The 23,734-nt window shown below is 55.6% G+C and carries 19 protein-coding genes; 10 read left to right on the top strand and 9 right to left on the bottom strand.

What is annotated here, in order from left to right; translation table 11 throughout:
- The first annotated feature begins 42 nt into the window (after positions 1-42).
- Entirely contained in the window at positions 43-510 is a 468-nt protein-coding gene (locus F7C38_02880) for a hypothetical protein (protein ID MCE4600495.1), read from the top strand.
- Here F7C38_02880 and F7C38_02875 read toward each other — a convergent pair.
- Both F7C38_02875 and F7C38_02870 read right to left on the bottom strand, forming a co-directional pair.
- Entirely contained in the window at positions 507-800 is a 294-nt protein-coding gene (locus F7C38_02875) for an antibiotic biosynthesis monooxygenase (protein MCE4600494.1), read from the bottom strand. The two genes, F7C38_02880 and F7C38_02875, sit on opposite strands and share 4 nt — an antisense overlap.
- A 59-nt stretch (positions 801-859) precedes the next feature.
- Positions 860-2,410, bottom strand: a complete 1,551-nt coding sequence (locus tag F7C38_02870; GenBank protein MCE4600493.1) for a gamma-glutamyltransferase family protein — start codon at positions 2,408-2,410, stop codon at positions 860-862.
- Positions 2,411-2,508: 98 nt separating this feature from the next.
- On the opposite strand from F7C38_02870, the gene F7C38_02865 reads away from it, so the two are divergent.
- From F7C38_02865 to F7C38_02855, 3 genes are all read left to right on the top strand, one after another.
- Positions 2,509-3,069 (top strand): rubrerythrin family protein, encoded by a 561-nt coding sequence (locus tag F7C38_02865; protein ID MCE4600492.1) that lies wholly within the window; start codon positions 2,509-2,511, stop codon positions 3,067-3,069.
- Between the two features lie 85 nt (positions 3,070-3,154).
- Positions 3,155-3,496, top strand: coding sequence for a cupin domain-containing protein (locus F7C38_02860; protein ID MCE4600491.1), 342 nt, complete (start codon positions 3,155-3,157; stop codon positions 3,494-3,496).
- A 38-nt stretch (positions 3,497-3,534) separates the two neighbouring features.
- Positions 3,535-4,128, top strand: a complete 594-nt coding sequence (locus tag F7C38_02855; GenBank protein MCE4600490.1) for a DUF445 family protein — start codon at positions 3,535-3,537, stop codon at positions 4,126-4,128.
- On the opposite strand, the gene F7C38_02850 is transcribed toward F7C38_02855, so the two are convergent.
- From F7C38_02850 to F7C38_02830, 5 genes are all read right to left on the bottom strand, one after another.
- Entirely contained in the window at positions 4,125-5,324 is a 1,200-nt protein-coding gene (locus tag F7C38_02850; protein MCE4600489.1) for a WD40 repeat domain-containing protein, read from the bottom strand. The genes F7C38_02855 and F7C38_02850 overlap by 4 nt on opposite strands.
- Before the next feature lie 83 nt (positions 5,325-5,407).
- Positions 5,408-8,239 carry a glycosyltransferase family 39 protein gene (locus F7C38_02845; protein ID MCE4600488.1) on the bottom strand — a complete coding sequence of 944 codons (2,832 nt, stop codon included), beginning with the start codon at positions 8,237-8,239 and terminating at the stop codon, positions 5,408-5,410.
- Positions 8,240-8,285: 46 nt separating this feature from the next.
- A complete protein-coding gene (locus F7C38_02840; protein ID MCE4600487.1) occupies positions 8,286-9,023 on the bottom strand; it encodes a hypothetical protein in 738 nt (245 codons plus the stop codon).
- Positions 9,024-9,132: 109 nt separating this feature from the next.
- Positions 9,133-14,856, bottom strand: coding sequence for a S8 family serine peptidase (locus F7C38_02835; protein ID MCE4600486.1), 5,724 nt, complete (start codon positions 14,854-14,856; stop codon positions 9,133-9,135).
- Positions 14,857-15,151: 295 nt separating this feature from the next.
- The gene (locus F7C38_02830) at positions 15,152-15,940 is read right to left on the bottom strand and encodes a hypothetical protein (GenBank protein MCE4600485.1); all 789 of its coding nucleotides are present in this window, start codon (positions 15,938-15,940) and stop codon (positions 15,152-15,154) included.
- A gap of 93 nt (positions 15,941-16,033) precedes the next feature.
- Here F7C38_02830 and F7C38_02825 point away from each other — a divergent pair, with 93 nt between their 5' ends.
- Genes F7C38_02825 through pyrF form a run of 4 tightly spaced genes read left to right on the top strand, consistent with a single transcriptional unit; the run spans position 16,034 to position 20,228 of the window.
- The gene (locus F7C38_02825; GenBank protein MCE4600484.1) at positions 16,034-16,453 is read left to right on the top strand and encodes a hypothetical protein; all 420 of its coding nucleotides are present in this window, start codon (positions 16,034-16,036) and stop codon (positions 16,451-16,453) included.
- A 59-nt stretch (positions 16,454-16,512) separates the two neighbouring features.
- Entirely contained in the window at positions 16,513-17,844 is a 1,332-nt protein-coding gene (locus tag F7C38_02820; protein MCE4600483.1) for a DNA double-strand break repair nuclease NurA, read from the top strand.
- A 13-nt stretch (positions 17,845-17,857) separates the two neighbouring features.
- Positions 17,858-19,573: an ATP-binding protein gene (locus F7C38_02815; GenBank protein ID MCE4600482.1), complete on the top strand. Its 1,716-nt coding sequence runs from the start codon at positions 17,858-17,860 to the stop codon at positions 19,571-19,573.
- 1 nt (position 19,574) lies between these two features.
- Positions 19,575-20,228 (top strand): orotidine-5'-phosphate decarboxylase, encoded by a 654-nt coding sequence (gene pyrF / locus F7C38_02810; GenBank protein MCE4600481.1) that lies wholly within the window; start codon positions 19,575-19,577, stop codon positions 20,226-20,228.
- Positions 20,229-20,253: 25 nt separating this feature from the next.
- On the opposite strand, the gene F7C38_02805 is transcribed toward pyrF, so the two are convergent.
- Both F7C38_02805 and F7C38_02800 read right to left on the bottom strand, forming a co-directional pair.
- Complete coding sequence (locus F7C38_02805; protein MCE4600480.1) at positions 20,254-20,649, bottom strand: hypothetical protein; 396 nt, start codon at positions 20,647-20,649, stop codon at positions 20,254-20,256.
- A 90-nt stretch (positions 20,650-20,739) separates the two neighbouring features.
- Positions 20,740-20,991, bottom strand: a complete 252-nt coding sequence (locus F7C38_02800) for a hypothetical protein (protein ID MCE4600479.1) — start codon at positions 20,989-20,991, stop codon at positions 20,740-20,742.
- 359 nt (positions 20,992-21,350) lie between these two features.
- Here F7C38_02800 and F7C38_02795 point away from each other — a divergent pair, with 359 nt between their 5' ends.
- Together F7C38_02795 and F7C38_02790 are read left to right on the top strand one after the other, a co-directional pair.
- Positions 21,351-22,823, top strand: coding sequence for a class I SAM-dependent methyltransferase (locus F7C38_02795; protein MCE4600478.1), 1,473 nt, complete (start codon positions 21,351-21,353; stop codon positions 22,821-22,823).
- On the top strand, positions 22,820-23,716 hold the full coding sequence (locus tag F7C38_02790; protein ID MCE4600477.1) for a hypothetical protein: 897 nt from the start codon (positions 22,820-22,822) through the stop codon (positions 23,714-23,716). The genes F7C38_02795 and F7C38_02790 overlap by 4 nt, the downstream gene beginning before the upstream one ends.
- Positions 23,717-23,734 lie beyond the last annotated feature (18 nt).

The raw sequence follows: 23,734 nt of genomic DNA, 5'->3' as shown, positions 1-23,734 counted from the left end.
TTTACGCTGGCCAGCCCCTCATTCCCGTGTGGTGCGTGTGTATTGTCTAGCGACGAGTGTAGGAGGGGTTTGGAGGAGGCGAAGAGGACTCTTGAGGCGGCCGGCTTCCCGGTCATGGTTGAGGATGAGACGCTGACCAGTTTCTTCGCTATTGACAAGGAGGGCGCCGCCTTCGCCTACACGGTGGAGTGCTCGGAGGATGGGAGGCCCGAGGCCTACGCCGGCGTGCGGGGGCTTGTCGAGAGGCTTAAAGGATTGGATTGTAGCGCTAGGGAGAGGTTCTGGCTCAAGCTCCTGGAGCTGCCCTCTAGGTATAGGGTTAGCGTTGGCCTGGACAAGGACCTGCTACTCATATACTTCCCGCCGGGGGACCCGGCTACCGTCTACACCTACGTAGGCTCGACCTATGCCCTCGGAGCCTCTATAGCTGGCTGGATAATGGATGCGTTGGAGGCCTTGGGGAAGGGAGGGGAGATACCGGAGTTTAGGCCCGAGGAGGCTGAGGGCTAGAGGGGGATTACCTCGTATATCCTCCCCTCGCTCTCGGCGTCTAGCCTCGGCCCCTCCCTCTTGTGGGCCGCTTTGAACTCTTGGCTGTCAAGCCAGGCCTTGAGGCTCTCCATGGAGTCCCACTTAGTCACGACTAGGACCTCTAGGCCCTCCCTGTCCACGAGTAGTTCTATGCCCTGGAACCCCTTCATCCCGTCTACAAGCCTGCTCCTGTTCATGAACCTCTCTATTATGGAGTCGAAGGTTGCCTTGTCCCGGGCTCTTATCCTGTTCACGATCGCGACACTCAACACGTCACACCAGGCTAGATATATATCTAAAGTAATAGTTATACACTAATATATACCGTCTACCCCGAGGCCACGGGATACCCGTCGCCCCTATAGTCGGTGGCCACAGCAAGACCCCCAGGCCAAGAGTAGAGCCCGTTGGCCACGCCAGTCCTCCCAGCCACGACCTCATAGCCAGGAGGGACCCCCCAGGCCCCGACCCCGGGGTCCACGGTGAGCCTACAGGTCCAGGGGGTCCAGAGTAGCCTGGGGAGTGCTATAGCCTCTCCTATACTATACCCGTGGTCGACCACGCTAGTAACTAGGAACGCGTGTTGCTGGGGCCGGAAGTGGCCTCCCGAGACTCCTAGGGACAACACTTTGTCTCCAGCCACGGCTATCACTGCCGAGAGGGTGTGGAGGGGCTTCTTGCCGGGCTCCAGCGTGTTGGGCAGGCCCGGCTGGAGCGTGAACCCGCTGGCCCTCCCGTGGAGCGTCACCTGGTATATGGGCTCGGTTACCATGGATCCGAAGGGCTGGAAGAGGCTCTGTATGCCGGAGACTATCATCCCGTCCTCATCCATGACTGTGTAGTGGGTCGTGTCCCCGTCCCCGCCAGAGGCTCCGGCCAGCCTCGCACACTCCAGGGGGCCTCTGGCGGCTATGCTCCTCATCATGCCTATGTAGTCCTCCGACAATAGCTCTTCGACGCTCATCTTCATGTAGCGTGGATCACCCAGCTCCCTATCCCTGGCCTCGTAAACCACCCCGGCAGCCGAGAGTATGTAGTAGAGCCTAGACCGGGGGTCCCTCGGCAGGCGCCACTGCTCCAGCACCTTCAACATGTGGAGCGTCGTTATGCCCTGCGTGTTGGGGGGCATCTCCCACACGGTCCAGCCGCGGTACGAGGCGCTCACCGGGTCTTCGAAGACGGCCTCGTAGACCCTCATATCGTCTAGTGCCAGCACCCCGCCCCTCTCGGCCAGGTACTCCTCTATCCTCTCCGCTGGGCTTCCCTCATAGAAGCTCCTCGGATCCCCTGCTATCTCCTCTAGCAGGCGTGCGAGCCCCTCGAACTTGACCATGGTGCCGGGCTCTATGGGCGTGTCTTCTAGGTAGGTTCTACGGGAGCCCGGGTCCTTGGCTAGCTCGACCGCGTGGGCTTTGAGGGCTTTGGCTAGTGATGGAGGGGCCGGGAAGCCTTCCCTGGCTAGCCTTATAGCGGGCTCCACCAGGTCCCTCCACTCCATGCTCCCATGCCTCCTCCACATCCTGTACAACGCGTCTATCATGCCTGGCACCGTGGGCGAGAGCGGGCCTCGCGGCGGCACGCTCCTCAACCCCCTATCGAGGAACAGCTCCCTCTTCAGCCTGCGGGGCGCGTGTCCAGACCCGTTCACATAGTCTACCCTGCCGTCGGGGGCCCTGATCAGGGCGAAGTAGTCGCCTCCAAGCCCTCCCAGGTGGGGCGCCACGACGCCTAGGACTAGGCTAGCCGCTACCGAGGCGTCGACCGCGTTCCCGCCTAGGAAGAGCACCCTGGCGGCGGCCGCCGACGCGAGGGGCTCCTCTGTTGCCACTCCAAGCTTCCTGCCGTAAGCCTGCCTGACCCTGTGGTTTAGCTCGTCCACGCCAGACCACGTCCCGGGGCCTGTACGGGGAATATACTTACCTATTAATATCCAAGACCGCGACCTATAGGCTGGACCAGTGCGGGGTGTATTCCTGGTTGTCCGAGCCTAGACCCATGACCAAGGACGCGTTAATGTCCTCCTTCGGCGGGGAATCCATGGCCCACATGAGATACCTCATATTCGCCGAGATAGCTGAGAGGGAGGGCTTCCCCAACGTAGCCAGGCTCTTCAAGGCAGTCGCCTTCGCCGAACAAGTCCACGCTAGGAACCACTACAAGAGGCTGGGCGCCCTGAAGGAGGACGCGAAGGTCGTGGCGGGCGCCCCATTCGGCCCCGGCAACACTTCGAAGAACCTGGAGCTAGCCATAATGGGGGAGGAGTTCGAGGTAGAGGAGATGTACCCCGTCTACATAGAGATAGCCAGGGCCCAGGGCAACAAGGCCGCCGAGATAAGCTTCAGGTACGCCCTTGAGGCCGAGAAGATACACGCCCAGCTATTCAGGGAGGCCAAGAAGTACGTGGACCAGGGCAAGGACTGGCCCCTAGACGGCTACATATGGGTCTGCCCGGTATGCGGCCACACATACGTGGGCAAGGAGCCGCCGCCTAAGTGCCCTGTCTGCGGGGTCCTGGGCAAGGACTACGTCAGGTTCTAGGGCTCCCAGGCCTCAAAGCATAAAACACTCAAAAACCAGGGGAAGGGTCCTTCGACCTAGCATGGCCTATGGAGGCTGGGTGGAGATGTATAGGAGGGTCCTCGAAGGCGTCTACATGAAGCTAGTCCAGTGCAGTAGCGAGATACTGGTTGTCGAGACGCTCCTTGAACCCGGAGCCCAGGTGCCAGAGCACTCCCACGAGTCGAGCCAGGCGAGTATCGTGTTGAAGGGGAGCCTCGTATTCGGCGTGGAGGGACAGGGGGAGAAGGTGTTGAGGGCAGGCGACTATACTATAGTGCCTAGTGGAGTCAAGCACTGGGCCAGGGCCCTAGAATACTCGGTGGTCCTCGATGTTAACTGGCCGTTGACGAGGGACAGGATGCTTCTCGTGGAGAGGCTTGGCGGCTGTAGAGGCATATCCGGTTAAAAACAAGGGCTATAGCACCGGGAGGGGCCAGGGGACGAATGACTGGTACACTTCATGGACCCGCGGTAGTCGCTGCTATGGCCGTGGTGGGCGGGCTGATAGGGTACGTGACTAACGTTGTCGCCGTCAAGATGCTCTTCAGGCCCAGGAAGCCCATATGCCTACTACACGGTAAGGTATGCATACAGGGAGTCATACCGGCTAGGAAAGACGAGATCGCCTCCAGGCTAGCCGATATAGCCTCAAACCACCTCCTATCTGAAGACGCGAAGAAGCGATTCTCGGGGCTCTTCAGGGAGAGGCTGAGGGAGGCCATAACCGGTATTGTGCTAGACAACCTACTACGCCACGCCCCGAGGAATCCCTTCACCGGGAAGCTCGCATCCATAATAGCCGAGGCAATCGTGGATGCCGTGACCCCGAGGATCTTCAGGCTCTACGAGGAGGCTATGTCACGGATTGATCTCCGGGAGGTGGTTGAGGGGGAGTTGCGTAGGCTGTCAACGGAGGATATAGAGGAGGTGTTCTACAAGCTGGCCGGGAGAGAGCTCAAGTTCATAGAACTGGCCGGGCTAGCACTGGGCTCAATAATAGGCCTGGTAGAGGGGGTACTGGTACTAGCGCTGGCCTAGGAGGCCTCCGCCACGCGCCTCTTATAGAACACATACACCAGGAGTAGCACAATCAGCATGAACACGCCCACGTAATAGGGCTCCGGCACCGGCGGAGGCGGATCAGGCGTGAAATACATCAGGTCACTCTTCTCGGACTCGCTACCAACAACAAGGTAGTCACCCGTGGGGTTTAGGGCCAGGGACGTGATGCCAGCGCCATCGACAGTGTCATACTCCCATAAATCCTTGCCATTATTGTCGAAGAGGAATATCCTGCCATTCGATAGGCCCACTACAATATACCTGTCGTCATCGGACACGTCGAGAGCCCTAATAAAGGCGTCTTTAAATGGGATGGCCCACATAGTGTTTCCCGTCGAGTCGGTTGCTCTAAGCTCGCTTTGACCACTATAGTAATCGTTGCCGCCGGCATACGTTATCTCAGTGCCCAGCGCGACAGACTCGACAAGGCCGTGGACCCCGTTATCCCAGATCACGGCTCCATGCACTGGATCCAACAAATACACTCCTTCCGGTACGCCAGCTGCTAAGAACTTGCCGTCAGAGTTGAAGTCTATGCTGAAGACTGGTCTGCCTAGGTCAGTCTTCCAGACTACATCTCTACGTGTCACATCTACCAGGGCAACTGTACCGTCTCTTGAGCATGTAGCCAGCATTGCTACACGCGGCTCGAATTCTACGTCAAGCACCGCGTCGTTATGGATACGTTCATACCATAAGATGTCTGTAGTGTCTGTTATAACCACCGATCCATCAAGTAGACCAACTCCAATGAAATACGCTTCTCCCTCCACTAGTGTTACATCGACAGCCGTGCCCGGAGAGTCGAGGATCCACGTCGCAATCTCTCCCCCGTCAGAGCTATATAGGGATAGACGGCCTCTGTTCTCGGTTTCATTCATTAATGCTGCTATGATCCTCCCGTCGGGGCTAATGGCTACATCCACGACTGGGATGTCTAGCTCTTTTCTCCATATCTCTTTTCCCTCGCTATCGAATAGGAAGAGGAAGCCGTGCCTGGTCCCGACTATAACGAATTTGCCGTCGTCGCTCATATCAACGCTGGTCACATAGTCTCCGAGGTCATGGATCCAGGTTGGGGGTGGTTCTGGCGGGGCCGCTGTCGCCACAGGGAGTATCGTGCCTGCTAGTATTAACAGGAGGATTAGGAGTGGAGCTGTAGGCCGCTCCACTGGTGCCCCACTATTAAATTTTATGATTGGTTTAGTATTAACGGTTTATGGGTTGTCTTCTCATATCACGCCTTAAAATAGGACTATTTTATCGCCGCCGATATCGATATTTTTAGGAGTGGTTCCTCCCTGTCTTCGGGCTGGCTCCATTGGACTATTAGTAGCGTGTAGAGGCCTGGCTGGTTTGGAGACCATTCTAGTGTTGGGTTGTGGGTTCCCATTACTGGTAGCTGTGGGTTCCTGGCTATGATCTGGTGTTTCTCCCACCACTTGGTCATCTCGTCTATGCCTATCAGGCCCTGGAATACCTCTACGCTTATGTTCATGTTTGACTCCGCCTCCACTATTATCTTGTCGCCCATGGTGAGGGGTGGGAGGTACACTACTATCGCCGGCGGGCTCATGCCGTAGTTGAACCTGTTCGACACGTTGTATAGACAGTAGCGGTCCCACTCGGTGACTGGCTCGGCCGTTATATTGGATATGTATATGTAGCTGTAGGCGTGGAGTCCGAGCACCACGTATCCAGCCGGGTCTGGCGGCGTTATGAAGGATATGGTCTTCCACTCGCTCGTGTTGCGGGTGAATATGTTGGCTAGGCCCAGGTACCATCTATCCTTGCTAGGGGAGTAGAGGTTGATGTCCAAAGCCCCCTCTCCCCTGTCGAGGTAGGTGACGTTCACGACGTATGCACAGTCGGCCGAGACGTATATCCTGGGGGCCAGGGTCTCTATGGGGCCAACGTACATGGCCCTTCTACCGGCTATATCGACTGGGCCGAGCCACTGGTCGGTGTTTATGTATACCTCCTCCTGGCTGGTTATAGGGGTCCTCACCGGGCCCACATGATACACCCTCGACCCCGGATTCGAGGCCCAGTGCACCACGGGGAAGAGGGGTGAGCCGAGCATCTTGACTAATGGTATCTCCTGTAGGTGGGCTGGCAGGGGGTAGCCTGAGAGGAATATGTATTCCACGTTCCTCTCCCGGAGCCAGTCTAGGACCGCCTTGGGGTCGTTCATTGTTATGAGGGGGATTGCCTCGTCCGAGTCCAGGAATATGAATGCTAGGGGGTCCCCGCCGGCCACATAGTATATCCTGTGGTCCATTGTCAGTATCTTCTGACCCGGCTTGAGGTGCTCGTTAAGCCATATCCACGCATAGGCGTCTTCACCGTACTCGTGCTTCATAAGCTCCGTCCAGTCCATGCCCGGGTGTGCTATGTAGTATGTGAAGTCGCCTCCCGGCTTTATCTGGGGACTGTGATATATGAAGCTACGCCCTCCTATGAGGACTGGGAGGCCCGGGAAGAGGAGGCCAGGCAACACGATCACGAGCAGTACCGTGGCAACAGCAATCTTAGCTCGTAGACCATCCCCGCCTCCACGTGGAAACGCGTCTTTCACGAGGTATAGGGTGTATGCGGCTGCGACCGGCATTACCGGGAGCAGGTATCTTAGGAAGAATCCGTTGACCGCGAACACCGTTATGACCGCTAGGACTGCTAGGATTAGACCCGTGTCCCGGCTCCTCCTCTTTGAGGCTAGGAGGAGCGTTATGCTGGCCCAGAGTGCTAGGGCTATCGAGGGGTATAGGCCCCTGTGGCTCGTCAGTAGGTAGAGGTAGTCCAGCGGGCCTGGGTTGGGCTTGCCGAAGGCCACCCACATGCTGACGCTCTTTATACCCTCCATTGTCCTGCGGAGCAGGTAGAGGGTTGTCGTGTGTAGTCCTATCATGTTCGTTAGGAATGGATAGAGGGGGTCCCCCACCCTGACTATATTCCGGACATACCATGGCACGGCTACCGCGGCTAGCAGGAGTGAGGGGTAGAGGAGGCGCCTCCACTCGCCCCTGCCAGGCTTCATCCAGTACAGTGTTAGGGCTAGGGCTATCGCGGCTAGGAGTATTCCCTCGTAGTTGGTCGACGCCATGAACCCCATTGTGAGCCCGAGGAGCATCAGGATCCTATAGTCCCTGGAGCCCCTGTACCGTAGCGTGTGGTATAGCGTCATCGTGAAGAACGCTGTTAGCAGCATGTAGTTGTTGGATTGGAACGCGTGGTTGACGAACTCTGGAGTTATCGCTAGTATGAATGGGGCTAGCAGGGGGTACTTCATCCATTCCATATGCGACGCGATCCTATAGGTGTAGTATAGTGTTATGGCCGCCGCCAGGGGGGATACGAGTCTCAGGTAGAAGTCGTCGACCATGCCCGTGGTTATGTAGAAGTAGCCCGCTATAGACGGGTAGAGTGCTGGGTAGTTGGAGCTCATCTCTATACCTACAGAGGGACCCACCAGGGTTGGAAACCCGTGGTATAGGTAGAGTACCTTGGCCATCGTGGCGTGGTAGATTAGCTCGTCCCACCCGTCAACCGGGTATAACAGGGAGTGCCAGAAGTACATCGCCACCGCAAGCAGTATTACGGGGAGGATTAACCGCTCCGCCAGCGAAAACCTCCTCCCCATACTGGAGCCATCCCCACTACTACCCCTGCACTTGAACTTTGTGAATAGGACTAGGGCGGCCGCCAGTTCCAGGGCCATGGCCGCGTCAATCACCATCCTGTCGGCGTGTCCCAGTATCCCGAGGACCATTGTGGTCCAGCCGGTTATCCCCATGAATACTAGCGTGGCGGATGCCAGGAACTCGGTTAACGGCCTAGCGCCTACCAACATACATGCGACGAGTAGGGCTATGGCTACTGGTATCGCTGCATCGACTGGGACCGGGGGAGGGTGTAGGCTTCCGCCGTAGGTTATGTGGGGGGATTCGAGCCATTCTATGGTTGCTGTGAGCGTGGGTAGCCATGCGCGATTATTGTTAACGTACCATAGCCAGGAGGTTATGTAGATGAAGAGTCCCAGAGTTGCCAGCTCTATCCTCCGCGTCGTTGGCTCATCGTTTATACCCATAGGTGGGTCCACCTAGCTGGTTGTAGGCTGGAGAAAGATGAGGGGTTTATTTTCTTCCCTTCAAGTAGACTGCTACCACTAGGATAACTATTATCGCTACGGCGACGGCCGCCGTTATCTTGAGCGCGTTGCTGGGCTTCGCGGGCTTCCCGGTTGTCGTGGTGGTAGTGGTCGCTGCTGCGGTGGTAGTGGTTGCAGTTCCGGTGGTTGTAGTTGTCGTGGTGGTTACTGGAGCTGTCTTCACGCCGACTACTAGGTAGTTGGCTATGCCCGGCACCCCGACCTCCACTATAGTCTTGCCGGCCTCGGCCCTGACGACGTCTGGCCTGACTTCAACCCACTCGTGGCCGTTCCACACGTATACGACTAGCGACTGGGGCGATAGCTTCTGTTTGACCTCTATGACTAGCTTTGACTGTGTGGCTAGGTTGATTACCTCCTCCTTGGCCACTATAGCTACTATGGATACGGGCTTGACTCCTTCTATGGTTGGTAGTGCTGGTGGTAGGCTTTTGAGCACGTAGAGGTCGAGTTGCACGGTCTTGACCGGCTTCTTGAACCCCATCTCTATCTTCTTGACCGGCTGCTCTGGGTCGAACTTCGAGACGTTTATCTCCACCTTCTCCTCGGCTTCAGCGCTGGAGTATGATACGGTTGTGTGGTGTTCTACTATTGACTCCGGCGGTATTGGCGGGGCGTATTGTGATGTGGCTGTTAGGGCGTGTTGGATCGAGAGGATTGCGAGTAGGATTATCACCGTCGTCTTTAGTGTTTTCGTGTTCATCTCGTGCACCCGGGTAGTGTGATGCCCATGTATCATTATTAAAACCTGAATTATAGGTTTAACTGTTCCCTAAGTATGTAAAAAAGAATAGGTGTTGTGTTAAATAAAGTTATATTGGGTTTGGCGCTTGTGGAGGCGAGGCCAGCCACGGGGTGAAGTCCACGTTCCCGGTCACCAGGTCACCGCTTCCCGGGTTGACTCCAGGCGCGTTCGGGCCTGACGGGTCTCCCCACCAGCTCTCGGTAGCGTTTATGTAAGAGGACTCCTCGGCGTGTGCACCTATGTAGACGTTACCGTAGATGGAGTCGTAGTGGGCAACTACCGTAGCGTTGCCATAAGCTGATATGCCGTAGGCGTTCCATACTATGGTGCTGTTGGTTATGGTTACACTGGCTCGCTCGAAGACGGCTAGCCCGTCCCACGTGTTGTTCTCTATGAGCGTGTAGTGTATCGTGGCGGTGCTCGTGCCCCAGACCATTATGCCCCAGGAGTTGCCTGCCAGGGTGGAGTTGGTTATCGTGGCACTGGCATTGTCTAGCAGGATTATACCGTTCGCCAGGCTACTGAGTACTGCAACGTTCTGTATGGTGCCCTGTGAGTTGTGGAATAGTCCTATGCCAGCCCATCCTGGGTTGGCTATAGTCACGTTCCTGGCCGTCACGGTGCTCGTGTCGAATGAGAGTATGCCTAGCGTGCCAGACCCGTCTATCAGGGAGTCGTAGATCACCAGCCTGCCGTTACCAGATGTTATTATGCCCTCGTAGAGTGTGTTCATTATCTTAGTAGCCTCTACCGAGAGCAGCGCGTTGCCGAGGACTCCGCCTCCTCTCCCGGTGTTGTGGATCTCCGAGCTGCTGACTTCTACAGCCGAGTTGTCGAAGGCTAGTAGCGCCTCCCACGCGGTCCCTGTTATATACGAGTCCTCCACTATTATGGAGGCGTTCCCGTAGGCTGCCGCGCCGGCCCAGTCGCTACCGTTTATCACGCTGTTGGCTGCTAGCACGCTTGAGGATTCTATTGCTAGTATCGCTAGCGTCGTGGAGTTCTGTATGGTGACGTTGTCGAGCATTGCCTGCGACTGCCTGGTTGTGACTACGCCGAAGATGCAGTTGGATATTGTCGAGTTGTGTAGGAGTAGTGAGAACGATGTGGAGCTTGGCCCGTTGTAGAGTATGGCTCCATTCAGAGTGTCGGACACGAATACTTCTACTCCGTTTAGCGTTGCTTCCTCGCTTGTAGCTATCCCGGCGAAGGCGTTTCCGGTGATGCTGGTATCCTCTACCAGCATGTTGGACTGGTCTCTCGCGAACACGCCTATGTTGTTGCCCGTGGCCGTGGAGTCGTAGACCTCTACCTGGGAGTCCTCCAGGGCCACTAGTCCCTCATTGGTGTTGCCAGCCAGTAGTACGCCTTTGAGCATCGCATTCGATGCCTGGAGCATTACACCCCACATTCCGCTGGTGAAGCTTGAGTCCATGACGTCTACGGTGCTCTTGTATGCGTATAGCCCTGCTCCACCTGCACCCGTGACTAGGGCGTTCTTGATGGTTGCATTAGACTGGTATAGGCCTATCGCGTCGCTCGCGGTCCCTGTTATGCCGAGGTTGTTGGCTTCTATGCTTGACTTGGAGGCTAATAGGCCGACTGATCCCGAGTTTATGGTGACGTTCTCTAGGTCTACCATGCCCTCGTAGGATAGTACTCCTATAGAGTTGGCGTTGATTATCATGTTGTAGAGGCCTACCTTGCCGGTCTTAGATACTAGGAATGGCACCACGCCGTTCACTACCGGTGGGTTGCTCGGGTCCATGGCCTTGATGGTCAAGGGCTTGGTTATGCCTATCACTGGCTCATAATATGTTCCAGGGTAGACCATTATTATGGATCCTGGAGGCACCGCCTCGACTGCGTCTGCTATACTGGTGAAGTCTGCCCCGCTACCCTCCGGCCCGACAGTATATATGGGGATTCCTTTTACGGCGAAGGCGTCTAGTGTGCCGAACCATCTGGTCTCTGTGAAGTTGGCCGTGGTCACGTTTAGATAGATGCTTACCGGGCCGAGGATGAAGCCGGACGGTATAGCTACGGTGAACCTGTATACTCCAGGCTCTACTTCGGTTAGGTTCGCGTTTGCTGTGTTGAGGTCGGAGTCAGCTATGCTCATGGATAATCCTGTTATGTTACTGTATGTGCCAGGCACGTATAGCCTGCCAGTTACCTGGTTGTACTCGTCAGCCTCTATGGTGCCATTTAGCATGTATCGGTCAAATAGTATGTGGAACCCGTTGAATCCTTCGAGCGAGGAGCCGGTTGCCGTGTATCGCGCCAGGCCGTAGGTATAGTATGACAGGTATGGGTATATGAAGGCGTCTTCGACGTAGATTGTTAATGTCCCGGGCGTCGCTGGGATGGCCATGTAGATGAAGTCGCCAGCTGCTCCCATGTAGAGTGGCGTCATGTTGAAGTAGATCTCTACGTATCCATAGTCGAACCAGATCTGGTTTCCTAGAGAGTCCATGCCAAGCTCGGTATAGATGTAGTCGAAGCCGGCATAGCCTGGAATCAACTTGACGTGTGGAGCCTGTAGTGGTAGCAGGCCATAGCCCCAGAACGCGTTTTCACCAGCCGCGTAGAACTTCATGTCGTCGTCGACGAACCATAGACCTATATCGTCGATGTCATACATCCCTATATAATATGCGTTTCCTGTCAACACCTCAAGCCTCTCTAACGGAGAGGTGATGGGTAGTAGGAATGCCATTGAGAAGCCCCACATCAGTGTTCCACGCTTGAATCCGTGTTGGCTGGTGTAGGTTTCATTGTATGCTCCACCGTCTGTTCCATAGGCGGTTATTCTTGAGGCGGTCGTGTTATAGTCTGGCTGTATTGTTATTGGGGTGAGGGTCTGGTCTAGCGGCGTTATTATATCGTAGAACGTGCTCGCAGACGCAGCATCTTCGTTGCCGGGTACGTACTTGACCCTCCACACGCTCTCAAGCTGGGTTGGCGTCACGTAGACTACGGGCGGGCTGGTCGTCTCGTCTAGATAGCCTAGGTGGCCTATGCTGATGGAGCCCGTATAGTTTCCGATAGTTATGTCGCTCTTCCCTATGAGGTAGAAGTCCTCCAGGTACTTGGCCGTGAAGCCGGCGTCGAAGGTTAACGGCATCGTGGAGTTCTCATACATGTCCACTACAGTATCGTTGCTCACGCTAACATCAGCCACGACGTATGTTGGCTCGTATGTATCCCAGGGTATCCATATGAGGTGGAACAAGCCGTCTGGCAGGTATAGCACTAGGGTGCCGTTCTCGTTTGAGAGCCTTAGCCCGAGGAATAGCGACGCTTCAACCGGGCTGGTATAGCTGTCTTTGAAGAGGATTACCTCCTCGTAGCTGCCAGGAGACCCGTCATCGTAGTACAGGTTGACTACCACCTTGTTCAATAGCGCTATGGAGGCTAGAGCCCGGTACGTCTTGTTTTCTGTATCATCGTGTACAGTTAGGTATAGGATGTAGAGGCCCTTGCTGAATCCAGTAGTGTTCAATAACACGTTGTACGGGGTCGAGTTCAGCGGACCGAGCATTAACTGGCTGCTGGTTGAAGCCACTACTGTAGAGGCCAAGAAGTCCTCTACGAGCACTGTTACGGTGAGGTTCTTGCTGGCCGATGCCAGGTTTGTTATCGTGAAGGTCATGTTGACAAGGTCTCCGGGCGTTCCAATGTAGTTGCTCGTCACGGGGTCTACTATGAGTGACGCGTTTATAGCGTCTGGGACCTGCACGAGCCCCAGGCCCTGGTGGAATACATCATATCCTAGATCCATGGCAGTCAATGCTAGTAGGTCTTTGACTTGTTGTGGCGTTGGCGTCATGTTGTATTTCTGTTTGTAGGCTTGTATTAGTAGTGCCGCGCTCCCTGAGACGTGCGGAGTAGCCATACTAGTACCGGATAGTGCAGCGCAGCTGTTACCGGGTAGTGCAGCGAGTATATTGACGCCAGGGGCTACCACGGTGGGCTTAATCCTCATATCGAGGGTCGGGCCCTGGCTACTGAACCAGGCTAGCGTTAGGCTTTTGTCTACCGCTCCCACAGTTATGGCTGATCTGGCAGATGCTGGTATTCCGACTGTCCCGTATCCTGGCCCGGCGTTGCCAGCGGCTACTACAACGGTTACTCCTAGGCTTGATGCGTAGTCTACTGCTAAGCTTAGCGGGTCTGTGCCGTCGCTTGGTATATCGGCGCCGAGGCTCATGCTGATTATATCGGCCTCGTCGCCGGTGTTTGGAGTGCCGTCTGGTCCTAGGGCGGCGAATTCTATGCCGTTTATGATCCATGAGGTATAGCCCCAGCCGTATTTGTTGAGGACCTTTACGGCCCATATGTATGCCCCTGGGGCCACGCCTGGGCCGAGGTGATCATAGCCCACTAGGACGTCGTTCTTGCCTGTGTTCGTGTTAAACCCTGTTAGCAGTGCCGCTAGCGTGTCGTCATCGCTTGAGAACGCCCATATGTAGATGTGCTTGAAGAGGTCTGTCTGGTTGTCTCCGTCGGCATCGTATGCGAAGGTGCTGTTTAGGGCGGATCCGATCACGTGGTTTGACTCTCCAGTGTAGTTGTATAGTCGCCCGTCGCTGCTTCCAACGACTACGAACTCATAAACATAGTATATCTCGTCGTTCTCCTCTAGATCCTCTAAGTATAGTGTTAGATTTGAGTATACAGGGGTGTCGTAGGTTGCGTTGATCAGAGTCCTTATCCCGCCAGAGTCGGGTACCGTCGCGTTCCATATAGTGCCAGCCGCTGTCGACGCCACGTGGGTTCCGTGGCCGATGTAGTCCATTGGGTCGTTGGCCTCGGAGCTTGGGTACTCGACGAAGCTCTTCTTGACTATGACCTTCGTGTCATTCGTCGTGGGGTCGTTGTCGAAGTCGTCTAGCATAGGGTGGGTCCAGTCGACCCCGGTGTCTAGTATCGCTATGTTTACCCCGGAGCCATTGAAGCCTAGGTTCCACGCCTCTGGGGCTCCGATTAGTGGCACGCTATCGTTGAGGTTTACCTTTACCTTGGCGTCTAGGTAGATTTTCTCTACGCTGGGATTACTCTCGGCCCATTTTAGGAAGTCTGCTGCGTTGTCCTTGTTTAGGGTTAGGCTTATTGCTGGGATGAGCTTGTAGACGTGTCTCACCTCTATTCCCATCGATCTTAGGGTGTTGGCTATCGCGTCGCCCATCGCCTTTATAGTGTCTGGGTCGTTGCCTGGGGCCTTGTACTTTAGTATCACTGGGATCTCTTGGCCGTAGTCGTTCTCGGCTAGGTACTTTATGTCGAATAAGTTAATGTCGAGTTTCTTCATGTCGATCCCGGCTGGGATCAGGTATACGTGGTTTGGCAGCGAGGCTAGGTAGTATTCCCTGGCTATCCTGTGGTCTCCCTTGATGTTGACGGTAAACCCGTCCTTCTCGTTGTAGTTTACAATTGCAGTGTCTCCTGTCGGCAGGAGTATTTTCGCCCTATAGGTCTCTGGAGCCCTAGCGGTTAGATCAGGCGTGCGGATTGGCTGTAGCTCTTTGTCCTGTCCTATGTAGTGCCTGTTAAGGTATACTCCTCTATTGTTGATTTTCACGCTGTCGCCTCCCGATAGGACCTTTACAGCCTCGTCGGGTAGGTTGATTCCGTATTTTGATAGAATGCCTTTTAGGTCTTCTGGCAGGCTTGCTGTGGCTTTGACTTGTCCTCCTGTGCTTGTGTTGGCTAATGCGGATCCTGCTGGTATTATGAACATGCCTATTAGTAGGAGTGCGAGGATTGCCTTGAGGGGTTTTTTATTCAAGATTTACACCCATAACTTATGATTTGTATTCGGTTATATCACAGAGTGCTATCGACATATATAAGTTTATAGAGGCGTTAACCGTATATGCTGAATATATATCCCTTAAATATAGTCTAATAATTAATATTATAAATATAACAGGCAGCCGATTAAAACAAATAACCCGAAGGCGATAGAAAGGCTCGCCACGCTCGTGTCACTCCATCCCCTCGGGGGGAAGGCCCTCCCGGGGTCGAGGGGGCTGGTCCGCTCATCGCCACCCAGCCAGGACGAGCCGCAGCAGGTTATATCGCTACCCGGATCCCACCAGGTCCCGGACCACTTCTATCAGGGTTAGGGGGTCCCTCGACACGATATATATGACGGGCTCGACCCCTTCGCCCAGCTCGACCTCGAAGGCCACGTCCCCCCGGGCCTCAGCGATCCTGGCCGCCCTAGGCGTGTACCTAAGCACAGTGGCCCACGCGTCGCTCCCCCAATACCTGGAGTACTTCAACGCGACCCTACCCGTATGCTTGGAGCCTCCCTTGATCGGCGAGCCGGCTACTATGACTCCCGTGGCTGCCTTTACTATCCTCCCATCCAGCCCAACCACATCTTCTACCGACTCGGAGCCTCTGGGTGCGTAGGCCAGGTTAGACCCGACCTCGGGGATCGAGTCCCTAATGGGGAGGTCTAGGAGCCTCTCAAGGACCTCGTAGTAGAGGCGTATCTCCGGTGGCTCGCCCGTCTTGAGGGTCGCCTCGCACAGCCTATTCCCCCTGCAGTAGTTCGACTGCAGGGCCAGCATGTTGGCGGTTAACGCGATCTCCCCGCTATCGCCCCTTGTAACCCTGTTGCATAGTATGTCTAGGTGTAGCTTGAGGGTCCCCCTCGCGATCCCCTCGCCAGCGAGCATGTCGAGGTAACGGTCGAGCCCGTGCTTCAGGTACTTGTGGATCATGGGCTGGCTCACGCCCAGGAGCCTCGATATCCTATGCTGGCTCACGCCCCTAGCGTAGAGGCATGATGCAACGGCTCCCCTTAACAGGGGCAGTATCCTCCTAGCCACATACTCCTGGGGCAGTAGCGGGCCCCTCATTCAATCCCCCTAGACAGGCTCCCACGCCGGCCCCCTTATTCTTTAACAACTACAAGCCCACAGGCTACCCCTGGAGGGAGGAGGTCGACGTCAATGGCGGGCAAGAAGGACCTCTACCGTGACAGGGACGTGGTAAAGAAGATGGCCCAGCTGATGATGCAGGGCGCCGTCATGCTATCGGAGACCTGCCCCATATGCGGCCTCCCATTGTTCAGGCTGCGTAGCGGGGAGGTAGTATGCCCTGTCCACGGGCGCATTATCATGGTTCGGAGCGACGAGGAGGCCAGGGAGGTCGAGGTAGACAGTATAGTTAGAGAGGTCGAGCACTACGCCGCCCGGAAGGTGCAGACGCTCATGGAGGATGGGAGCCCAGGCGAGATACTGGAGTGGATGAGGATAATCGAGGCCGGGGAGAGGATCAGGGAGATAAGGGATAGGAGGAGGCTCATGCAAGCGCAAACAGAGCAGGGCAGAGCCAAGGGGGAGAAGGAGAAGGGCGGTTCCAGAGGTTAATTAGGTACTACCCTGCACATAGCATATACTAGCCAGACCCCTCAGGAGGGCCACATAACTTGATAGACCGCTACACCGCCGGCAGGATACGCATGGCCAGGAACCTCATAGCCGGTATACTCGACGAGAAGCGGGAGTACGCTAGCCTAAAGGACCTCTGCCCGAAGGGCCAGGAGCTACGCCCCCTACCCCCTCCAAAGCCCGTCGAGGGGCACGCGGCCGTCGATGGGGGGAACTATGTGGGGGTCCACAACGACTACACCTTCTACGTTGTCAAAGCCTGGGCCTACATACACGAGGCCGGCTACGGGCAGGGGGACGCGTGGATGGGGATCCTCATACCACCCCACCACCCCGACTACAGGGTCACCATATACCGAGAGGTGCTGGAGGCGGCCAGCCTCGTGGGAGACGGCATACCGGGGGGACGGGACCTCGCCCGGGAGGCGGGCATAGTATACTTCGACGGCAGTATTAGGAACGCGATCAGGTGGTGGAGCCCGGGCGCCGTCTCCTTCGGGGACGAGGAGAAGCCCGATATAGGGAGGGACCTGCCCCTGGCCAGGGACATCCTCTGGAACTACTATAACAGTGGCTACGGGCTCGACTCCCTATCCCACCTGCAGTGTAATGGGAGAGACGACTGCGTGCGCGAGTTCATAGCCAGGGCTCCCGCTAGGCCCATGGTCCCGGGGCTGGTGATGGAGCTCGCCGCCAAGAGGCTCGCCGAGGGTGACTTGAGGAGGAGTAAGTGGATAACCACGCTTGAGGTCGTCGAGAAGCTATACCTCTACATGAGGGCCATAGAATCGGCCTGGGCCGGGGGCGGGATGCCGCTATTCCTCTCGAAGACCAGCACCAGCACCAGGCTCTGCGGCGAGAAGCACAGCGACCTATACTACCTGAGGATCCTGCACCGGGGCAACCCGGATCCAGGATACATAGCCTGGGAGGGCGGCGTGTTATGCGGGGCCTATGAGATAACCAGGCTCAAGAGGGGGGGCCGGCTTGAGGGGGCGAGGCCCATATGCCCCGTGGAGGCCGGCGACGGTGAGCCCAGGTTCTATCCCAGGGAGCTGGGCCTCTACGACTTCTACGTCAAGAGGCTTGGGGCCGTGGAGTTCTATGTCAGGCTGGCCCGGGGGAGGCCCTTCATGCTGGCCAACCTGCTCTTCGACATGAGGGACCCCCCAGAGACGATGGACGACGTTTACAGGCTCGTGGAGGAGGCCCTGGCTAGGGCCGTCTCGACGCCCCTAGTAGACGGCTACCCCCTATCCCTCATAATGGCCCATTACCACGCGCGCATACTCCCGGAGGAGGCCCTGGCCGTGGCCCGGGGGGTCGGCTTGGAGCTTGAACCGATGGCTCGGAGCAAGCTTAGATACTAGGAGGGTATGGGTTATGGCTGGAGAGTGCCTCGGCGAGAGTATTGGTTGGATCGTGGGCGAGTCGTCGCCTGTCAAGAGCCTGGTCATATTCGATAGGGCGGGAGGCCTCGTTAGGGCTGGAGAGTATGTCGTGGGGCGCGGGCCCGAGGGCTGTGTGCTCGGCATAGTCGAGAACGTCTGGAGCGGACACAGGATGCTTCCTCCAACCGTCACGGACCCCGTGGCTGTACACCACATATCGGAGTGGACTGTGAACGCCAACTGGGAGGACGTCTATAGTAGGGGTAGTATCAGGTGGCTCGCCCTCCTGGAGCCCCTGGTGGCGAGGAAGAGGGTTGTATCGCCAAAGACCCCTATAGCTCCGGGCTCCCTGGTGGCTAGGGCCGACCCGGGGGACCTGTCGGAGATATTCTCTCCCAGTGGGGAGGGCTGGATTAGGCTGGGGCACCTGGTCAATAATAGCGGGGTCGCGTACCATATCGACGCCAACGCCCTGAGCAGGCACCTGGCTATACTGGCCGTGACGGGGGGCGGTAAGAGCAACACTGTGTGTATACTGGCTAAGAGGATTGTCGGCGGGCTCTGCGGCTCCATGGTGGTCTTCGACATGCACGGGGAGTATACCGACTTGAACCTGAGGGATGCGCGGGTCGTGGTCCACAAGCCCAGGCTCAACCCGACCATGATAAGCATAGAGGAGCTCTACAAGCTCGCCGACGTGGCCGAGTCGGCCACGAACCAGAGGAGGTACCTGAAGTGGGCTTGGAAGCTCGCCATAGCCACTTACTATAAGGTGATGGCTAAGACCACCCAGCCCTATGACAGGATAACGGAGCTCGCCAGGATGCTCTTGGAGGCCCTACGCGACAAGGGCATGAGGGAGAGGGCCCTGAAGTCTATGGGCCAGCAGGGGCTGGTATCCTCTGAGCACAACTTGAAGACCCAATATACCGGCTGGTTCTCCAGGTACATGCCCCAGACCCTGGCCTCGATTGCCGCGGAGGTGGTTGTGGAGAAGCAGCTCCACCCGCCGCGCCACGTCAAGGAGGACGGGCTGGAGGGGGCTATAGCGAGGCTGGAGGACCTGGAGGACAGGTATTCTGAGGTGCTTGACGCCACGATGTACACTAGCCTGGCCCGCGTGATGCCTCCCTGCGCGTTGACCGTGTTCGACTTGTCTAGCCTCGACGAGGAGGCTGCTGACGCGGTCGTGAGCCACTACCTCAGGAGGATACTCTCGGAGAGGAAGCTCGGGGGCTCCGGGGAGGGGCTCCCCTACCCTGTCATAACGGTGATCGAGGAGGCCCACATACTCGTGCCCAGGGACGACTCGACCCTCTCAAAGTACTGGGCGGCTAGGATAGCCAGGGAGGGCAGGAAGTTCGGGGTCGGCCTGGTGCTCGTCAGTCAGAGGCCCAAGAACGTTGACCCCAACGTGCTGAGCCAGACCAATAACAAGATAGTCCTGAGGATGGTCGAGCCCGAGGACATAAGGTACGTGCAGAGGGCCAGCGAGGAGATGAGCGACGACATAGCAAGCCTACTGCCAACACTCAACCCCGGAGAGGCGGTAGTCCTAGGGAAGATGGCCAAGCTACCGGCGATAGTCAAGGTAGACCTCTGCCCGCCCGACGAGAAGCCGCGTGGAAGCGACTACCCGCTAGTAGACAAGTGGAGGGAGCACATGGAGAAGGCCGACGAGGCCAGCGACCTGCTAGAGGCGTTCTAGCTTGAAGCCCCTCCCAGTCATAATAGGCCTAGACGCCTACATGGGAGACACGGGGAAAGCCGCCAGGCTAGCGGAAGAAGCCTGCAGCCTAGTGAGCGGCTTCAAGATAGGGCTCCCCAACCTGCTGGCAAACCCAAACGGCTGGAGGAAGCTCCGGGAGGCGTGCAAGCCCGCGCTCCTAGTGGCGGACCTAAAACTAGCCGATATAGGGTACACTATGAAGCTCGTCTCCAGCCACGTAGTAGAGTGGGCTGACGCGGTAATAGCCCACGCCTTCCCTGGGATCAAGGGCGCGCTCGACGAACTCAAGGAATACCTAGACGGGCTAGGCAAGAAGCTCGTACTAGTCGTTGCAATGAGTAACCCCGGGGCCCAGGAGACGATGGACCCCCTGCTAGACAAGCTAATCGAGATAGCCTCAAGGATCGAGGCATGGGGCATCGTAGCCCCAGCCACAAGACCCCACCTAATAACAAGAGCCCGACAACTATACCATGGAGCCATACTAGCCCCTGGAATAGGAGCTCAAGGCGCAAAGCCAGGAACCGCCATAAAGGCAGGAGCAGACTACGAAATCATAGGCAGGACAATAACCTCCACAGGCAACCCACTCGAAACCCTAACAAAACTCGCAACCCACTACAAACAACTATAGCCCAGCGCCTAGGTTAGTGTCTCACCTATGCGGGGTCTTCGTCTTCGATGGCTATACTTAGTAATTCGTATGGAGTGAATGCTGTTATACCAATGCTACGGGCTTTCCTAACCAGCTTGTAGTCCTCGGTTATTAGTGTGACAGGTGTTTTCTTAGCCAGTTCGAGGAGCGTGGTATCTGCTAGGTCGAAATCCTTTGTGAGTTTGTCTAGGACTTTGTGAAATTCTACATTGAGTTCCTCGACGGATTTAAATATTCTTTTAATATCTTCTAATTTTAAATTGAAATCTCTTCTCTTTTTAAGGTCGCGATAAATGAAGTAGAGCGTCTCAGTGAACACTGGCCACGTGGATGCGAGCGGCATCCTCATCTTCTCTAAGTATTTTGAAAGTTCTCCTCCATATTCGAGGTTTCCCTTCACGCCTACTCGTGTTTTGGCGACTATGATTCTGTATAAGGGTTTTGTATCGATTAGTACTCTTGAATTTAATTAGATTCCTTTTCCCTGTGCTCAATGCTGTACATCCCTTATTTCGATTATCTGATCATTCTCTAGGTCATAAACTATCTTTTTCTGAACATATTTGAGGCCCTTCTGCGGATCTATATCGGGCATCCATACTATAACGTTCGCCCTGCCGTCCTCGATCCATAACTGGGAGATAATCATCAATTCCGACGCTATATCCATGAGATATCCTCCCTGCTTCAAGGACTCCTTGATCCTCGAAATAATCTCACCTAGACCAACCGCCTGAGACACAATATAATCACCAGCTACAATCACTATCGCTTCATCACCTATATAGATAGGCTTAAAAAGTAATATAATGACTATAGTATATTAAGTTGTTGTGGGCTTCCAGGTATAGAGGAAACTCTATTGGAAAACTAATACATCTACAGCCATGACTCCCCTCAAAAACCCGACTCGGGGAAACACCAGGTAAGGTAATCCCTTTGGTGGAGGTCGCGAGACCCGGGGCGAGGGGAAGGGCTAATTTCCGCCCAGCCACGATATAAACTGGGAGACACGCCCCTCGGGGGTGTATCTGGAGGGTCGCATGATTGAATGGAGCGAGGGAGGACTGAAGGACCCCAGAGGACCCGGCGGGCTCGTGAGTGAGAGTGGAGGTTTGGAGGGCTATGGGGAGTGCCGTTGTAAGGGGGTATGAGGGGAGGGTTGAAACGCCCTATTGGCTGGCCCGGAGGATGGTCGCCGAGCTGTTCCATGGTAAGCCGCCTGGCCGTGGGTCTAGGGTGTTGGATGCTGGCTCGGGCCGTGGGGTCTTCATCAGGGCGGTTATAGAGTATTGCAGGTCTAGAGGGTATGGGTTGCCCGAGGTTGTTGGTGTCGAGGTTGATCCCGGGCTCGCCGGGCTTACATCAAGAGCATTCAGCGGATACGGTAGTGTGAGGATCGTCAACGCGGACTTCCTGCTACTCGACACGGAGACACTGGGGCGCTTTGACTACGTTATCGGTAACCCTCCATACATCTCCTACGAGAAAATGGATGCCGGTAAGAGGAGGATCTATAGGCGCATGTTTAGGAGCGCCCGGGGGCGCTTCGACCTCTACATGCTCTTCTTCGAGAAAGCACTTGAGCTACTCAAGCCCGGGGGCAGGCTGGTCTTCGTAACCCCCGAGAAATACCTCTACACCCTCTCAGCCAGGGAGCTCCGCAGGCTACTGGCAAGGCAATGCGTATGCAAGATAGAGTTCATCGACGAGGACGCCTTCGGCGGCATCCTAGCCTACCCAGTCATCACGGTCATAGAAAAATCAAAAACCCAGGGGAAGACGAGGATAATCCTCAGGGACGGGAGCAGGCTCGCGCTAAACCTACCCGTTGACGGGAGCTCCTGGCTCGAAACGATAGCACTCCACAAGCTAGAAAACAGGGAGATAATGAAGTATAGGCACAGGCTAGAAGAGGTCGCGGTAAGGATAAGCCCGGGGATCGCGACTGGCAGAGACAAAGTCTTCATAATCCCCCGGGAGAAGCTACCCAGCAACCTGGAGAGATACGCGTACCCCTCAGTCAGCGGCAGAGAGCTCGCCATGTTCAAGCCCTTCAACCCGATAGACCCGGAAAAGCTACCCAATATTATCCTAGTGCCGTATGACGATGACGGAAGGCTCCTCGACGAGGCCCAGGCAAAACCCCTACTAGACTACCTAGCCAACCAAAGGAAAACACTAATGGAGAGGAGGGCCGTCCAGGAGAAGGGTAAGAAGTGGTACGCGTTCCACGAAGACCCGCCCATGAACACCCTGCTCAAGCCAAAAATCCTATGGCCCGACCTAGCCAAGGAACCCGTATTCTACGCAGACCTCACCGGAACCATAATCCCACGACACAACACCTACTACCTAGTCCCCAAGAACCCAGGGGCAATCCCCAAGCTACTCGAATACCTAAAACGCAACGACGTAAAGGAATGGATACAAAGCCACTCTCAGAAAGCCGCTAACGGCTACATAAGAATGCAATCCCACACCATAAGGAAACTACCCATACCAGATAATCTCTACGAAGAATCAACAGCCAGCAGAAAACTCTACAGGTACGTGGAGGGAAGAAGCCCTTGAAGAACGAGCACGAAGACCTGGTTAAATCGATACTAGCCAAGATCCCACGCCCAAACTACGCCGAGCTACCAATACTCTACAACGAGCTCGACGAGATGACACTCAGAATAGGAAAAATACTAGCAACCTCCAACTTATTCGACAAAGACACTCTACTAGTAAGATTCGATAAAGCAACGAAGACAGACATAGAAACAATGATAAAGAGGAACCCCCACGTAATGATTCCCTTCTTCATGATGATATGCGGATTCAGCGTCAGAGAACTCGACAGGCTCTACGGGCTGAAGAACGTCTACAGCCTGAGAAGAGAAATCGACCAAGACAAACTAGACAAGTTCATAGAAGCCGTCATGGAAAACCTAAAACACCCGTTACACATGGAGACAGTCCTCTACAAGTTCTATAAAAACTGGGAGGAACACCAGAAAAGACACTACAGGGGAAAGAAAATCGAAAAAGAAATAATAAACATCCTAAACAAATGCGGCATACCAGCCGGGAAAATCAAGATCACATGCAACAACAAAACCCGGGAGATCGACTGCGCAATCCCACCAGACCCTGACAATCTAAAAGTTGCTATCCAGATCAGGACTGGTGTCCGCATGGATTTGATAAAGAGGGCCAAGGAATTCAGCTCTGAACTCGACGAAATAATAGAATGCCGCCCAGACACAAAATTTGTGGTAGTATACTACACTCCACGACACGAAGCAGAACGCGGAGACGAGATCAAGGAAAGGATAGAGGAGGAGAGGAGAGGAAAACGCCCATACGACCTAGTAATCGTAGCATCCAACACCAAGAAAATAATAGAAGAACTAATAGAATACCTAGCCAAAACAAAAATACACAAGGCAGACACAACCCGAGAATGCAACATACCATAACCCCGCCCACACAAGCCC

Source organism: Candidatus Thermodiscus eudorianus (assembly GCA_015521085.1).
Taxonomy (GTDB): Archaea; Thermoproteota; Thermoprotei_A; order Sulfolobales; family Acidilobaceae; genus Thermodiscus; species Thermodiscus eudorianus.
This window is presented reverse-complemented; position numbering and strand designations above follow the sequence as displayed.

Bases quoted from the DNA above. Each gene is read 5' to 3' on its own strand.
- F7C38_02860 (MCE4600491.1), top strand. From the start codon at position 3,155: ATGTATAGGAGGGTCCTCGAAGGCGTCTACATGAAGCTAGTCCAGTGC.
- F7C38_02855 (MCE4600490.1), top strand. From the start codon at position 3,535: ATGACTGGTACACTTCATGGACCCGCGGTAGTCGCTGCTATGGCCGTG.
- F7C38_02845 (MCE4600488.1), bottom strand. From the start codon at position 8,239: ATGGGTATAAACGATGAGCCAACGACGCGGAGGATAGAGCTGGCAACT.
- F7C38_02840 (MCE4600487.1), bottom strand. From the start codon at position 9,023: ATGAACACGAAAACACTAAAGACGACGGTGATAATCCTACTCGCAATC.
- F7C38_02830 (MCE4600485.1), bottom strand. From the start codon at position 15,940: ATGAGGGGCCCGCTACTGCCCCAGGAGTATGTGGCTAGGAGGATACTG.
- F7C38_02825 (MCE4600484.1), top strand. From the start codon at position 16,034: ATGGCGGGCAAGAAGGACCTCTACCGTGACAGGGACGTGGTAAAGAAG.
- F7C38_02815 (MCE4600482.1), top strand. From the start codon at position 17,858: ATGGCTGGAGAGTGCCTCGGCGAGAGTATTGGTTGGATCGTGGGCGAG.